The sequence below is a fragment of the Streptomyces sp. NPDC051576 genome (genome assembly GCF_040681835.1).
GTDB lineage: Bacteria > Actinomycetota > Actinomycetes > Streptomycetales > Streptomycetaceae > Streptomyces.
Window position 1 is genome coordinate 351957 of the sequence record NZ_JBFAZO010000012.1, and the last position, 15862, is coordinate 367818.

Genomic DNA, 15862 nt, shown 5'->3' on the forward strand with positions numbered 1-15862 from the left:
TACATGTTCGAAGGAAAGACGCTTACCCCGGTCTTGTGGTTGCCGAAGCCGGACATGACCGGTCTCACTCGATCACCGGTGCGGCACTGGTCAGGCACTTTTGGGGACAGAGCTGACCAATCAAGATCACTTGCTGCCGGGCCCCGGGCGCGTTGTCAGTGGCAGGTGCGAGGATGCGTGCAGTACTGGCCGATGTGCTCGTGTGGGGGCGGGGAGAAATCCGTGCCCGGGCAGAAGGGACCGCTGACGGCGATGCAGATCCGGCTGACCGTCGTAGACCCGCTGGGGCCGCCCGCGCAGCCGCGGGGCCGCTCCGCGAGCTGCGATGTGCTGGTCACCGCGCCCGCCGGCACAGCCCTGGCCGCGGTGGCCTCGGCGCTGGCCTCGGCGGTCTCCGCCGACGCGGCCGCCGCACAGCCCGAGCGGAGCCGAGAGCCCGGCGGCCCGATCGTGCTGTACGCGGGCGTGGAGCGCCTGGACACCCAGCGCTGCACACTCGGCGAGCCCCCGCTGACGGACGGCGCGGTGCTGTCCCTGGGCGCCCCCGCCGAGCCCGAGGCCCATCCCGAGCTGGACGACGCCCCGACCCAGCTCCATGTGATCGCCGGTCCGGACGCGGGCGGGGTGCACCTCCTCCATGGCGGCCAGATCCACATCGGCCGCTCCGCCGACGCCGACGTCCCGCTGGACGACCCGGACGTCTCCCGGCTGCACTGCGCGGTGACGGTCGACCCCGGCGGCCGCGTCTCGGTCGCCGACCTCGGCTCGACGAACGGCACGACACTGGCGGGCACGCGCGTGGGCACCCGCCCCGTGCGCTTCGCCCCGGGCGCGCTGCTGCGCATCGGCGAGTCGGCCCTGCGGCTGACCCCGTCCGGCGGCCCGGGAGCGCGCGCCGAGACGGCCCCCGACGGCGAGGGGCACGTGCGCGTGTCCCCCGGCACCCCCGCGGCCTCACGCGGCGAACCGCTCGTGGTGCCCGGCCAGGGCAGCGCCCCGAGCATCGAGCACCGTGTCGTCCAGGACGGCGGGGACACCCACGCGGGCCGCTTCGGGGTCTTCGGCGAAACCCCCGGGGACCTGAGCCCCGAAGAGCGGTTCGCCGCTCCTACGACGACCACCCGCCTCCCCACCGGCGACGACTCCGGCGACCACGGCGGACGCAAGGGCACACCGCTCCGGGGCACCGATGTGCCGCCGGGTGTGCGCAGGCGCGGCGGGATCGGCAAGTGGGCGCGCCGTCTGACGGGCGGCCGCGACGAGCCGACGGCCGAGGACACCGATGCCCCTTACGAGGCCTACGACGAGGAGGGCACCGACGAGAGCGCGTCGCCGCCGCCCGTCGTCCTCCAGCAACCGGACACCTGGCCCGACCCGGCGGCCCTGCTGCTGACGGCCCTGGGCCCGGGGCCCCGCCTGTGGGAGCGCGCCCCCGGTCACCCGGAGGCGCTCACCGTGCGGCTCGGCACCGCGGACCGGGCGACCCCGGACGGCTCGGCGCTGCTGCCCGCGGTGCCGGTGACCTCCGGACTCCGCGAGGTCGGCGCACTGGGCCTGGCCGGTCCGCGCGCGCGGCTCTCGGGGCTGGCCCGCGCGGTGGTGGCCCAGCTCGCCGCCCTGCACTCGCCGGACGCCCTGGAGATCGTGCTGATCAGCACGGACCGCGCGCGGTCGGTGGCCGAGCGCACCGCCGAGTGGTCCTGGCTCGGCTGGCTGCCGCATCTGCGCCCCGGGCACGGCCAGGACTGCCGTCTCCTCCTGGCCTACGACCGCGAACAGGCCACGGCCCGCACCGACGAGCTCCTCCGCCGTCTGGAGGACCACGCCATGGACACGCGCGGCGCGGGCCGGCCGAACGTCGTCCCCGGCACCGCCTTCGCCTCCGGCCGTCGCACACCGGGCATCGGCGCACAACGCGGTTCCATGGAAGGGCAGTCGGGGACCCCCTCGCCCGTCCCCGCACAACACGGCTCGGCGGACGGCCGGTCGGGGACCGACTCCGCACCGCACGCGGGCGAGGACCGACACCGGCACGGCGTGTCAGGTGCGGCCACCAGGTACAGCACCAGCGACGACGCCCACCACCACCGGTCCGGCACCCCCGACCCGTCGGGTGCCGCCCGGCAGCGCCCGTCCGACACCGAGCCCGCCGATGCGGTCCGCGGCTCCGCCCACCGCCCTTCGTGGGCCCGCGCCGACGACGGTGACGGTCCGGCGGACGGTTTCGTGGGGCCGTACACCGTGCTCGTGGTGGACGGTGATCCCGGTGGGGCCGATGTGCGCGAGGCGGTGGCGCGGCTGGCGCAGGACGGGCCCCGGGCCGGTATCCATGTCGTGTGCCTCGCCGAGACGGAGCCGGCCTCGCCCGCCTCGCCGGTGACGGAGACGTACGAGGCGGCGTGCACGGCGGCGCCGACGTTCCGGGAGTGCGGCGCGGTCGCCCTGCTCAGCGGTGATGTCGCCACGGCGCTGCGGCTGCTGCGGGTCGCCCGCGACTCCGGGGGCCCAGGTCCCGTAGGCCATGGCACCGTCGCCGCGGTGGACGCCGTCTCGCTCGCGTGGGCCGAGCGGTTCGCGCGGGCCCTGGCACCACTCCGGGCGGACGGTCCCGGCGGCGAGCGGCACACACGCGTGTCGGCACCACTGCCCCAATCCGCGCGCCTACTCGACGAGTTGGGCCTTGCCCGGGCCACCCCGGCGTCCCTGCTGGCGCGCTGGGCGGACGCGGGCGACGACAAGGAGGCGCTCGGCGGGCGGGCCTGGGCGGTGCTCGGAGCCGGACCGCGCGGGCCGGTCCACGCGGACCTCGCCACCGAGGGACCCCATCTGCTGATCGAAGGGCCGCCGGGCAGCGGCCGTACGGAGCTGCTGCGGGCGGTGGTCGCCTCGCTCGCCGCCGCCGAGCGCCCCGACCGGCTCGGCATCGTGCTGATCGACGGCCGGGACAGTGTCGGCGCGAGCGGCGGCCATGGCGAGGGCCTGCGGGTCTGCACGGACGTTCCGCATGTCACCACCCATCTCACCGCCAACGACCCTGTGCGCATGCGGGAGTTCGCGCAGTCCCTGAGCGCGGAGCTGAAGCGGCGGGCCGAGTTGCTGGGCCGGGTCGGCTTCGCCGAGTGGCACTCGCGGCACGAGGTGTCGGGCCGGATCATCGCCCAGCGCGGCGCGTCCGGCGCCGGGGATCTGGAGAGCCCGCCCAGTTCGACGATCCGGCTGCGCCCCTCGGCGGCGGCTCGTCAACAGACCGAGGCGGCACCGCCGTTGCCCCGGCTGGTCGTGGTGGTCGACGACCTGGACGCACTGGTGAAACCCCCGCTCGGCTCCCCGGGCCGCCCTGCCGCGGGTTCGGTGATACGCGCGCTGGAGGCGGTGGCCCGCGAGGGCGAGCGGCTCGGCGTGCACCTGGTGGCGGCGGCCGCCGTCGAGGCCCGTACCGCCGAAGCGGAACCCGCCCGGCACGCCACGCTCCGCGTCACCCTCGACCCGGTGACCCAGGGTCCGGACGAACCGGCCCCGGGGCGCGGCCACTTGACCGTCCCGGACGGCCGGACCACCCCCTTCCAGGGCGGTCGCGTCACGGGCCGTATCCCGCGTACGGCGACGCTGCGCCCCACGGTCGTCCCGCTGGAGTGGCAGCGCATGGGCGACCCCCCGGCCCGCCGCCCGGTCCGCGAACTGGGCAACGGACCGACGGACCTGGCCCTCCTCGCCAGCGCCCTGGAGAGGGCCACGCGTTCGGTGTCGGCGGCGGAGGTCCCGTCGCTTCTGTGAATCGGCTCCCCGTGCAACCCCACGTCACGACCCAATCACGATCGCGGTCTTGACAGCGGACGCCATCTTGCCGCCTTCAAGTACCGGGCGTAGACCAGTGCGCACGGAAGCGTTCGAGCGTTCGACGAGGAACGAAGAACGGGGCAGTGATGCGCAGCACGAGCAGCACACACCGGACACGCACCACCGTACGCACAGCGGCGGTTGTCGCCGCGGGAGCGCTGACGCTCTCGCTCACCGCCTGCGGAGGCAGCGACAACAAGAGCGACGACAGCACATCCAGCAGTCCCTCCCAGACCGCCGGCACGGTCACCCTCCCCAAGCTGAACGGCGCGAGCCTCGAAGTGGCCGCCGTGTGGACGGGTGCCGAGCAGAAGAACTTCAAGGCGGTCCTGGCGGAGTTCGAGAAGCGGACGGGCGCCAAGGTCACCTTCGTGCCCGCCCAGGACCCGATCATCAACTTCCTCGGCTCGAAGGTCGCGGGCGGCCAGCCCCCGGACATCGCGATGCTGCCGCAGCCCGGCGCCATCAAGCAGGCCGTCGACAAGAAGTGGGCCAAGCCCCTCGGCGCCGACGCGATCAAGGAACTGCAGAAGAACTACTCGCAGGGCTGGCAGGACATCGGCAAGGTCGGCGGCAAGCAGTACGGCGTGTACTACAAGGCCGCCAACAAGTCGCTGATCTGGTACAACGCCAAGGTCTTCGAGAACGCGGGCGCCAAGGAGCCCAAGACCTGGCAGGAGTTGCTGTCCACCGCGCAGACGGTCTACGACTCCGGGGTCACCCCGTTCTCGGTCGCGGGCGCGGACGGCTGGCCGCTCACCGACTGGTTCGAGAACGTGTATCTGTCGCAGGCGGGCCCGGAGAAGTACGACCAGCTCGCCCAGCACAAGATCAAGTGGACGGATCCCTCCGTGAAGGAGGCCCTCACCACGCTCGCCCAGATCTGGGGCAAGAAGGCGTATGTCGCGGGCGGTCAGAACGGCGCGCTGCAGACGGAGTTCCCCGCGTCCGTGACGCAGACGTTCACGGGCGGGGACCAGCCGAAGGCCGCCATGGTCTACGAGGGCGACTTCGTGCAGGTCAACATCGGTGAGACCAAGGCGAAGGTGGGCACCGACGCGAAGGTGTTCCCGTTCCCGGCGGTGGGCTCCAGCGCGCCCGTGGTCTCCGGCGGCGACGCGGCCGTCATCCTGAAGGACTCCAAGGCGTCCCAGGCGCTGGCCACGTTCCTGGCCTCGCCGGACGCGGCGACGATCCAGGCGAAGCTCGGCGGTTATCTGTCCCCGAACAAGAACGTGCCGGACTCGGCGTATCCGAACGCGGTGCAGCAGAAGATCGCCAAGTCCCTGATCGCCTCGGGCGACGACTTCCGCTTCGACATGTCGGACCAGGCCCCGCAGGCGTTCGGCGGCACCCCCGGCAAGGGTGAGTGGAAGGACCTCCAGGACTTCCTGAAGAACCCGACGGACATCGCGGGCACGCAGGCGCAGTTGGAGAAGGACGCGGCGGCGGCGTACGCGAGCGGGAGCTGAGCCCGGCATGGCATCGGCAGCGGCGGAGGCCCCCGGGGCCTCCGGCCCCCATCGCCCGCGCCCGCGCAAGAGCGTGACCGGCACCCGCAGGACCGTGGCAGTGCTGTTCCTGCTGCCCGCCCTGGTGCTGCTCGGCGCGCTCGTGGTCTACCCGATCGGGTACTCGCTGGTCCGCAGCTTCGGCAACCAGGCCGGCGACGGCTTCGCCGGATTCGACAACTACAAGGCCCTGTTCACCGACGACGGCATCCGCACCGCCCTGAAGAACAACGTCATCTGGGTGGTGTTCGCGCCGACGGTCGCCACCGCCCTCGGTCTGATCTTCGCGGTGCTGACAGAACGGGTGCGCTGGGGAACGGCGTTCAAGCTGGTCGTCTTCATGCCGATGGCGATCTCCATGCTGGCCGCCGGCATCATCTTCCGCCTCGTCTACGACCAGGACCCGCACAAGGGGGTCGCCAACGCGGTCTGGGTCGGCATCCACGACACTTTCGCCTCGTCGTCGGCGTTCCCCAACGCCCACCCGGGCCGCGAGTCGCCGCTCAAGGCCGACCACGGCGGCTTCATCACCAGTACGACGGTGCACACCGGCCAGACCGTCACGCTCCCGCTGGTCGGGGTCGCCCCCGACCAGATGCCCGACAGCGCGAAGAAGGCCGCGGCGGCGAAGGCGGAACCCGGAAAGATCACCGGCACCACCTGGCAGGACTTCACCCGCGGCAAGGGCGTCGGAAAGCTCGGCGCGGTCGACCCGTCCGAACTGGGCTACGGCGGGATGCGGATCGAGGCGGTAAAGGGCGGCAAGGTGGTCGCCTCGACCAAGGCCTCCGGCGACGGCACCTTCACGCTGCCCGCCAAGGCCGACGGGGCCCAACTCCGGCTTCCCGCAGGCAACTTCAAGCAGCCGTACAACGGTGTGGAGTGGCTGGGCCCGTCGCTGGTCACGCCCGCCATCATCGGCTCGTACGTGTGGATGTGGGCCGGGTTCGCGATGGTCCTGATCGCGGCCGGGCTCGCGGGGGTACCGCGTGAACTGCTGGAGGCGGCACGGGTCGACGGCGCCAACGAGTGGCAGGTGTTCCGCAGAGTCACGGTGCCGCTGCTGGCGCCGGTGCTCGCGGTCGTCGTCGTCACGCTGATGATCAATGTGCTGAAGATCTTCGACCTGGTCTTCATCATCGCCCCCGGCTCCTCGCAGGACGACGCCAACGTGCTGGCCCTGGAGCTGTACCGGAAGGGCTTCTCGGAGGACCAGCCCGGTATCGCCAGCGCGATCTCGGTGTTCCTGCTGCTGCTGGTGATTCCGGTGATGCTCTTCAATGTGCGGCGGCTGCGGCGGGAGGTACGGCGATGACGACCCATGCCGGAAGTCTCGGTCAGACAGGGCCGGTTGAGGTCGTCAAGGCGCGGGAGTCGCTCGGCGGGCGGCTCGCGGGGGCGGTGAGCGGCGGGCTGGTCCGGGTGTTCCTGATCGTCGTCGGCCTGTTCTGGCTGGTGCCGACGATCGGACTGCTGCTGTCCTCGCTGCGCTCGCCGGAGGACATGAACGCGAGCGGCTGGTGGAAGGTCTTCAGCCAGCCCTCTCAACTCACCTTCCACAGCTACAAGACGCTTCTGGAGAACAGCGACATCACCAACTCGCTGTGGAACACCGTCCTGATCACGGTCCCGGCGACGGTCCTGGTCGTGGTGATCGGCGCGCTCGCGGGCTACGCGTTCGCGTGGATGGAGTTCCCGGGCCGCGACTGGTGGTTCCTGGGCGTGGTCAGCCTGTTGGTCGTGCCGGTGCAGGTCGCGCTGATCCCGATCGCCGAACTCTTCGGAAAGATCGGCCTGTTCGGGACCATCTTCGGGGTGATCCTGTTCCATGTCGGCTACGGGCTGCCGTTCGCGGTGTTCCTGCTGCGGAACTTCTTCGCGGAGATCCCCCGCGAACTCCTGGAGGCGGCCCGCCTGGACGGAGCCGGTGAACTGCGCCTGTTCGCCCGCGTCGTGATGCCGCTCGGCGGGCCCGCGATCGCGAGCCTGGGCATCTTCCAGTTCCTGTGGGTGTGGAACGACATGCTGGTCGCGCTGGTGTTCACCAAGTCGAGCACCCAGCCGATCACGGTCGCACTGCAGACCCAGGTACGCCAGTTCGGCAACAACATCGACGTGCTGGCACCCGGTGCGTTCATCTCCATGGTGATCCCGCTGGCCGTGTTCTTCGCGTTCCAGCGGCAGTTCGTGTCCGGAGTGATGGCGGGCGCGGTCAAATAGTCATAAACCGCACGCAGTTCGAGGGGTGGGCCCGTCATCGGCCCGCCCCTCTCTGTTCACCGTGCGTCCCCCGTATGCCGTACGCGCCGTAACCAAGTCACTCCATCGGCCGTTCCCGGGCAGAACGCCCGCGCCGACCGACCCATGGATGTCCCTTGCCCAGGTTCAGTGTCATTGTCCCCGCGTACATGGTCCAGGCGTATCTGCACGAATGCCTGGAATCGGTGCTCTCCCAGTCGTATCCCGATCTGGAGCTGATCGCGGTCGACGACTGCTCGCCGGACGCCTGCGGCGCGATCATCGACGAGTTCGCGGCCCGCGACGCCCGCGTACGGGCCGTCCACCTCCCCGAGAACCAGGGCCTCGGGCGCGCCCGCAACGCCGGGCTGGAACAGGCGACCGGCGACTACCTGATCTTCCTCGACAGCGACGACACGCTCACGCCCGACGCGCTGCGCTCGATCGCCGACCGCGTCAAGGAGACCGGCGAACCGGACGTCCTGGTCTTCGACTACGCCCGCACCTACTGGTCGGGGGAGGTCCAACGCAACAAGGTGGCCGCCCAGTTGACCGAACAGGGCCCGGCCCCCTTCCGGCTGGAGGACCGCCCCGGGCTGCTCCGGGTCATCATGGTGGCCTGGAACAAGGCGTACCGGCGGGAGTTCGTCGAGCGCGAGGGCTTCGCCTTCCCGCCCGGCTACTACGAGGACACCCCGTGGACCTACCCGGTGCTGATGGCGGCGGAGACGATCGCGACCCTCGACCGGGTCTGCGTCCACTACCGCCAGCGACGCCAGGGCAACATCCTCGGCACCACCAGCCGTCGGCACTTCGACGTGTTCGACCAGTACGACCGGGTCTTCGCGTTCGTCGACGCGCGTCCCGAACTCGCCCAGTGGCGGCCGGTGTTGTTCCGCCGCATGGTCGACCATCTGGCGACGGTGTTCACCAAGCCGGACCGGCTGCCGCGCGGCACCCGCGCCGAGTTCCTGCGCAAGGCCCGCGCCCACTACCGGCGTTACCGCATTCCCGGCACCGCGGTCCCGCTGCGCACCCGGCTGCGGCACACGTTCGTGCACTTCGGCGTGCACCGCACGTTCCGGGCCGTGCAGCGGGCGATGAGCTGGCGGCGCAGGGCGGTCAAGCTCACCACCAAGCTGCTGCGCACGCTCAGGGCGGCCGTCCTCCAACTGCACTACCGGGTCCAACTCCGGCTCCCACTACGGGATCGCGCGGTGTTCGCCGCCTACTGGGGGCGCGGCCACAGCTGCAACCCGGGCGCGCTGGAGACCGCGTTCCGCACCCACGCCCCGCACATCCGCACCGCGTGGATCGCCCGCCCCGAGCACCACCACACGATCCCGGCCGCCACCCGCCGGCTGCGCCCGAACACCGCCGCCTACTGGACGGCGCTGGCCCGCTCCAAGTACCTCGTCAACAACGTCAACTTCGACCGCAGGCTGGTCAAGCGCCCCGGTCAGACCCTGATCCAGACCCAACACGGCACCCCGCTCAAGCACATGGGCCTCGACCTCCAGGAACGCCCGGCAGCCGCACGGGACATGGACTTCGGCGAACTCCTCAAGGGCGTCGACAAGTGGGACCACGTCCTGTCCCCCAACCGCCACACCACCCTGACCTGGGAGCGCGTCTACCCCGGCAGCTACACCACGCTCGCCTACGGCTATCCCCGCAACGACGTGTTCCAGCAGGCGACTTCGGCCGATGTCGCCCGGCTGCGCGAGTCCCTCGGCATTCCGCCCGACACGATCGCCCTCCTCTACGCCCCGACCCACCGCGACTACCGCCGCACCCAGCGCGCCCACCTCGACCTCGACCGCGTGCTGCGCCGACTCGGCCCGCGCTTCGTCGTACTGGCCCGCGCCCACTACTGGCACGGGGGCCCGCTGGGTCCGGTCGAGAAAATCCTCGCCTCCGGCCGGATCATCGACGTCACCGACCACCCGAGCGTCGAATCGCTCTGCCTGGCCTCGGACGCCCTGGTCACCGACTACTCGTCCCTGATGTTCGACTACGCCAACCTCGACCGGCCGATCGTCATCCACGCCGACGACTGGGAGGCCTATGAGGCGGCTCGCGGCACCTACTTCGACCTGCGGGCCTTCCCGCCGGGCGCGGTCGCGCGCAGCGAGGACGAACTGATCGACATCTTCGCCACCGACCACTGGCGCGGCTCCCGCTCGGCACAGCTCCGCGCCGCGTTCCGCGAGCGCTTCTGCCCCTACGACGACGGTCGCGCCGCCGAACGGGTCGTACGCCATGTGGTGTTGGGCGAAACGGACCTCCCGCCGGTCGTCCCGCTCGCCGACCGGCACCCAGTCCCCTCGGCCGCCGCGAGCCTCACCCGCTCCCCGCTCGCCACCGTGCCGCAGCCCACGACATCCCTGCCGATCACCGACCGCCTCTGAACGCCGTTCCCACACCGGGGAGTTCGCATGCCCTCAAGCCCCTCCCGGCCGACACCGACCCGGCCGTCCACCTGGCGTCCGCACGGGCGGCCCGGCCGTCGCGCGCACTGAACCGGATCTGAACCGGAGTTGATCCGGACCACTGGAGAAAGAGCAGAATGCCCCGCTTCAGCATCATCGTCCCGTCCCACGGAGTGGCCGGCCGGCTGTCCCAGGCCCTGGACTCGGTCCTCGCGCAGTCCTACGGCGACTTCGAGCTGATCCCGGTCTGTGACGCCCCCGGCTCCCCGGCCGCCGACGTCGCCGCCGGTCACGCCGGGCGGGACTCCCGGGTGGCCCCGGTGCACTCACCACCGTCCGCCGGTCTGAGCGGCGCCCGCAACACCGGCCTGCGGGCGGCGACCGGCAGCTACGTCCTGTTCCTGGACGGCGACGACACGCTCGCCCCAGGTGCACTGGCCGCGCTGGACGCCCGGCTGGCGGAGACGGGCGACACCGAAGTCGACGTCGACGTCCTGTACTTCGAGCACGAGCGGACCCCGTGGTGGGAGGGCGAGCCCACCAACCCGGCCGCTCCGCTGCTGGCGAAGACCCCGGCCGGTGCCTTCTCCCCCGCACAGGCACCGCAGTTGACGGGCATTCAGCTCCCGGCGTGGAGCGCGGCCTACCGCCGCGCCTTCCTCAACGAACACCAACTCGATTTCCCCGAGGGCCCGTTCACGGACCTCGGCTGGGGCGGCCTGGTCACCGTCGCCGCCGAGCGGGTCGCGGTGCTGCGCTCGGTGGTCGTACGGCATCTGCTGCGCAGGCAGGGCAGCCGGCTCAACCTGCCGGGCGCGCACCACCACCAACTCCTCGACCAGGTCGACCTGGTGCTCGGCGCGGCCCACGACCTGGCTCCAGAGCGCCTGCACGCGCTCTTCGAGCAGCTCTTCGCGGTCGTACTGAAGACGGCTTCCCGGCCCGAGCGCCTCCCCTCCGGTCACCGCGCCTTCTTCCGCCGGGCCGGTCGGCTGTACCGCGCGCACCGGCCCGCCGGTTTCCGCACGCCGGGCGGGAGTCTGGGAGTGCAGCACCGGCTGCTGGCGTCGGGGGCGTACTCCGCGTTCCGGGCCCTGCGCGGCGCCAACCGGTCGGCCTCGGAGGCCGCCGAGCGGGTCCCCCGTCCCCGGATGCTTCGCACCCGGCTGCGCTACGCCCGCGACCTGCGCCGTCCGCTCGACCCCAACCTGGCTGTCTACTGCGCCTATTGGGGCCGGGGTTACGCGTGCAGCCCGGCCGCGATCCACGCCAAGGCGGCCGAACTCGCCCCGCACATCCGCTCGGTGTTCCTGGTCGAGCCGGACGCGGTGGACGCCGTACCGAAGGGCGTCGAGCACGCCGTCATCGGCAGCCGGAAGTACTGGGAGGTGCTCGCTCGCGCCAAGTACCTGGTGAACAACGCCAACTTCGCGGAGGGCGTCGTCAAACGGCCCGGGAGCGTGCACGTCCAGACCCAGCACGGGACCCCGCTGAAGAAGATGGGCGTCGACCAGTCCACGTACCCGGTGGTGGCCGCCGCGACCGGCAGCTTCGCCAAGTTGCTGGGCCGGGTGGACCGTTGGGACTACAACATCTCCTCGAACCGGCACTCCACCCAGATGTGGGAGCGCGCCTTCCCGGGCCAGTACGAGGCGTTGGAGTACGGCTATCCGCGCAACGACGTCTACTACACGGCGACCGCCGACGAAGTGTCCCGCATCCGACGGGAGTTGGGTGTTCCGGAGGGCAAGACGGCCGTCCTGTACGCGCCCACCCACCGCGACTACCAAACCGGTTTCGACACCGGCCTCGACCTGGAGGCCTTCTGCGCGGCGGCCGGCGATGACGTGGTGGTGCTGCTGCGCGCCCACTACTTCTACGACCAGGGACGGGCGAGGAGCAGCGGCCGGATCATCGACGTGACCGGGCACCGCTCCTCCGAGGACGTGTGCCTGGCAGCCGACGCGCTGGTCACGGACTACTCCTCGATCATGTTCGACTACGCCAACCTCGACCGGCCGATCGTCGTGTACGCCGACGACTGGGACGTCTACCGGGAGACGCGGGGCGTCTACTTCGACCTCATGGAGTCTCCGCCCGGCCCGGTCGCCCGCACGCCCGAGGAACTGGCCCAGGTGTTCCGCGACGGCTCGTACGCGGGAGCCGCTTCCACCGCGCTGCGGGCCGAATTCCGGTCCCGCTTCTGCGAGTTCGACGACGGACTGGCCGCCGAGCGGGTCGTACGCCGGGTGTTCCTCGGTGAGCCGCCGGAGGCGATCCCGCCCGTGGTCCCGCTCGCGGAGCGCGTCCCGGCCCCCGCCGCCACCCTCGTAAGGAGCTGAACCCGAAGTGCCCCGCTTCAGCGTCATCGTCCCCGTTTTCAAGGTGCAGGGCTTTCTGCGCGAGTGCCTCGACTCGGTCCTGGAGCAGTCCTACCGGGACATCGAGGTGATCGCCGTTGACGACCGCTCGCCGGACGGCTGCGGCGCGATCCTCGACGAGTACGCGGCCCGCGACCCGCGCGTGAGCGTGCTGCACCTGCCGGAGAACGTGGGCCTCGGCCGCGCCCGCAACGCCGGACTGCCCCTGGCCACCGGCGACTTCCTGTTCTTCCTCGACAGCGACGACACCCTCACCCCGGGCGCCCTGCGCGCGATGGCCGACCGGATCGACGCGACCGGTGACCCGGACGTCCTGGTCTTCGACTACGCGCGCACCTACTGGTGGGGCGGCACCCGGCGCAACGTCCTGGCGCACGTCCTCACCGAGGTCGACGACACCTTCACGGTCGCCGAACACCCGGAGATCCTGGACCTGTTGATGGTCGTGTGGAACAAGGTGTACCGCCGCGAGTTCGTGCAGAAGCACGCCTTCGAGTTCCCCCCGGGCTACTACGAGGACACACCCTGGACGTTCCCGGTGCTGCTCAGCGCCGAGCGGATCGCCACCCTGGACCGGATCTGCCTCAACTACCGGCAGCGGCGGCAGGGCAACATCCTCTCCACCACCAGTCGCAAGCACTTCGACATCCACGACCAGTACGAGCGGGTCTTCGCGTTCGTCGACTCCCGCCCCGAGCTGGCGAGTTGGCGGCCCTACCTGCACCGCAAGATGGGCGAGCACTGTCTCGACATCCTCGGCAAGCCGGACCGGCTGCCCCCCTCCGACAAGGCCGAGTTCTTCCGCCGTACGGCCGAACTGTTCGCCAAGCACAAGCCCGCGGGCGTGCCCGTGGACGCCGAAGTCCGTGCCCTGGAGGGCAGTTACACGCTGTACCGCGTCAAGCGGCAGTCGGGCCGGGCCGGTCGGCTGCTCGAAGGACGGGCGCTGCAAGCACGCAAGTCGGCGGCGGGGCGGGTCAAGGGCGGCTGGGCCGCGCTGCACGCCCGCCGGTCGCTGGATCCCAACCTCGTTGTCTACTCGGCCTTTTCGCATCTCGGGGTCCTCGGCGACCCGGCCGCCGTCTACCACAAGGCGAAGGAGATCGCCCCGCACCTGAGGGGCGTGTGGGTGGTCCGCGACGCCGAACAGGCCGCGCTGCTGCCACCGGACGTCGAACACGTCCTCCTCGACACCCCGCGGTACCACCAACTCACCGCGCGCGCCAAGTACTTCGTCAACAACGTCAATTGGCCCGGCACCCTCACCAAGCGCCCCGGCAGCGTCCACATCCACACCCACCAGGGCACCCCGCTCAAGTACATGGCGTCCGACCTGCTGGACAAGCCCGGCGCCCGGTACGGCGTCGACGTCCCGCAGATGCTGCGCCGCGCCGACCGCTGGGACCACAGCCTGGTCGCCAACCGGCACTCGGAACTGGTGTGGGAGCGGGCGTATCCCTGTCACTTCACCTCGGCGCGGACGGGCAGCCCGCGCAACGACGTCCTGGTCGGAGCAACACCGGGAGCGGGGGCGGAAGTTCGGGAGCGACTGGGCATCCCCGCCGGGCACACGGTCGTGCTGTACGCGCCGACCCGCCGCGAGTACATCCGGGGCGGACACGTCGACCGTCTCGACCTGGCCCGGTTCGCCGAGGACCTCGGCCCGGAGCACACCCTCGTCGTACGCCTGCACCCGTCCCTCGCGACCGGTCCCGCGCGCGGCCTCGGCCTCGCGGACCTGCACCGGCGCGGTGTCCTGGTCGACGCGACCGACGAACCGTCCGTGGAGGACGTCATGCTGGCCTCGGACGCGCTGGTCACCGACTACTCGGCCCTGATGTTCGACTACGCCAACCTCGACCGGCCGATCGTTCTGCACGCCGACGACCGAGAGGCGTACGAGGCCAGCAGGGGCACCTACTTCGACGTCACCGCCGCGCCACCGGGTCATGTGTCGGGTTCCTACCGGGAGTTGGCATGGCTGTTCGCGTCGGGCGCCTGGCGGGACGAGGACGCGGCGCGGCTGCGGGCCGGATTCCGGTCGCGCTACTGCGAGTTCGACGACGGGAGGGCCGCCGAGAGGGTCGTACGCACATTGTTGCTCGGCGAGGACAACTGGCGGCCGGAACCCGGATCCGCCGCGCGGGTCCCCTCCCCCGCCGCCGGTCACGACCAGTTGGCGTCCTCATGAGGCCCCGTACGTGGGTGCTGGTGCTGGCCGCCGTGTTCGCGGTGCTCCAACTCGCCAACGTCACCGGGCGGGACACCCCCGACACCAAGAACTACCTGTCGTACGCGCTGAGTCTGCGCGGTGAGAGCAAGCGCGAGGCGGCGACCGTCACCATCGACTACTACTGCGCGAGCAAGGGGGAGACCGCGCGGCGCAACCAGTCCGTGAACGTGCGGAACTTCCACGGCAAGGACCCGGCGGCGCGGGTCGCGAAGAAGTGCCGGGCCGCCCAGTGGCGGGTGGTGGAGGCGCAGCAACGGGCCGGGAACAAGGGCGGGTTCATCACGCCGTTCATGTCCGAGCGGTTCATGCGGATCTTCGAAGTGCGGCCCGGATACCCGGTGTTCCTGGTGCCGTTCGTCACGCTGCTCGGCCCGGTCTGGGGGCTGTGGTCGGCGAGTGTCGTCCTCACCGTCGCGGGCGGCATCCTCGCGTTCCTGATCTTGCGCACCCTGTCCGTGTCGGTCCCGCTCGCGCTGACCGGGCAGGCCCTCTACTACGTCCTGCCGTGCGGGACGACCGCGATGCGCCCCATGACCGAGGGCCTGATGATGGCGCTGACCCTGGCGGCGGTGTGGGGCTGCGCGCTGGTGTCACAGGGACGCCGTACACGCGCCGGACTCGCCCTGATCGGCGGCTCCTTGCTCCTGCTCTTCACGGTCAAGCACTCGCAGGCCCTGTTCCTCGGGCTGTGCCTGGCCGGTGCGGGCGCCCTGGTCGCCGTAAGACGGCGTCGGCGGGCGTGGTGGGCGGTCGCCGCGCTCGGCGGGGCGGCCGCCGTAGGAACGCTGTTGCTGGCGAGTCTTCTGCACTACCCGTCGCAGACCGACAGCCTCCAGGACCTGCTCACCGATCACTACGCCTACCCCGACCGCACCCGGCTGTGGCCCGAATTCCTGCACCTGGAGGCGGACTTCTGGCTGGAGTGGACGCGGCAGCAGTTGTGGCAGCCGGTGCTCGTGGCGGCGTTGGGCGCCGGTGCGTGGGGTGCGCTGCGGCGGCCGGTGTTCGGGGTGTTCCTGATCGGGGCCGCGTTCACCGGCATCCTCACGCAGGCCGCCCACCCCGACATCAGTGTGTGGGGCGGGCGGTTGATCGTGCTGGTGTGGCTGCTGCCGGCGGTCGGGGTGCCGTTGCTCCTGGAGACCGTCGTCCGCGCGAAGGCGGTCGTGCCGGTGCCGGTCCAGGCGCAAGGGCAGGAGCTCGACGGGCAGGCTCACTCGATGCGGTGAG

8 protein-coding genes are annotated in these 15862 nt (G+C 71.4%); all 8 read left to right on the forward strand.

All coding sequences use genetic code 11. The features are described 5' to 3' along the window. The first annotated feature begins 252 nt into the window (after positions 1–252). Positions 253–3774, forward strand: coding sequence for an FtsK/SpoIIIE domain-containing protein (locus tag AB0M63_RS35210; protein WP_366022209.1), 3522 nt, complete (start codon positions 253–255; stop codon positions 3772–3774). A gap of 149 nt (positions 3775–3923) precedes the next feature. Next, a complete protein-coding gene (locus AB0M63_RS35215; protein ID WP_355920345.1) occupies positions 3924–5309 on the forward strand; it encodes a carbohydrate ABC transporter substrate-binding protein in 1386 nt (461 codons plus the stop codon). Positions 5310–5382: 73 nt separating this feature from the next. Continuing rightward, positions 5383–6663, forward strand: coding sequence for a sugar ABC transporter permease (locus AB0M63_RS35220; RefSeq protein ID WP_366022210.1), 1281 nt, complete (start codon positions 5383–5385; stop codon positions 6661–6663). After that, a complete protein-coding gene (locus AB0M63_RS35225; protein ID WP_366022180.1) occupies positions 6660–7568 on the forward strand; it encodes a carbohydrate ABC transporter permease in 909 nt (302 codons plus the stop codon). The genes AB0M63_RS35220 and AB0M63_RS35225 overlap by 4 nt, the downstream gene beginning before the upstream one ends. A 155-nt stretch (positions 7569–7723) precedes the next feature. Further along, entirely contained in the window at positions 7724–9997 is a 2274-nt protein-coding gene (locus AB0M63_RS35230) for a bifunctional glycosyltransferase family 2 protein/CDP-glycerol:glycerophosphate glycerophosphotransferase (protein WP_366022181.1), read from the forward strand. 158 nt (positions 9998–10155) lie between these two features. Beyond that, complete coding sequence (locus AB0M63_RS35235; RefSeq protein WP_366022182.1) at positions 10156–12360, forward strand: CDP-glycerol glycerophosphotransferase family protein; 2205 nt, start codon at positions 10156–10158, stop codon at positions 12358–12360. A gap of 7 nt (positions 12361–12367) precedes the next feature. Continuing rightward, positions 12368–14590 carry a CDP-glycerol glycerophosphotransferase family protein gene (locus AB0M63_RS35240; protein ID WP_366022183.1) on the forward strand — a complete coding sequence of 741 codons (2223 nt, stop codon included), beginning with the start codon at positions 12368–12370 and terminating at the stop codon, positions 14588–14590. Next, positions 14587–15861 carry a hypothetical protein gene (locus AB0M63_RS35245; RefSeq protein WP_366022184.1) on the forward strand — a complete coding sequence of 425 codons (1275 nt, stop codon included), beginning with the start codon at positions 14587–14589 and terminating at the stop codon, positions 15859–15861. Before AB0M63_RS35240 ends, AB0M63_RS35245 begins: the two co-directional genes overlap by 4 nt. Position 15862 lies beyond the last annotated feature (1 nt).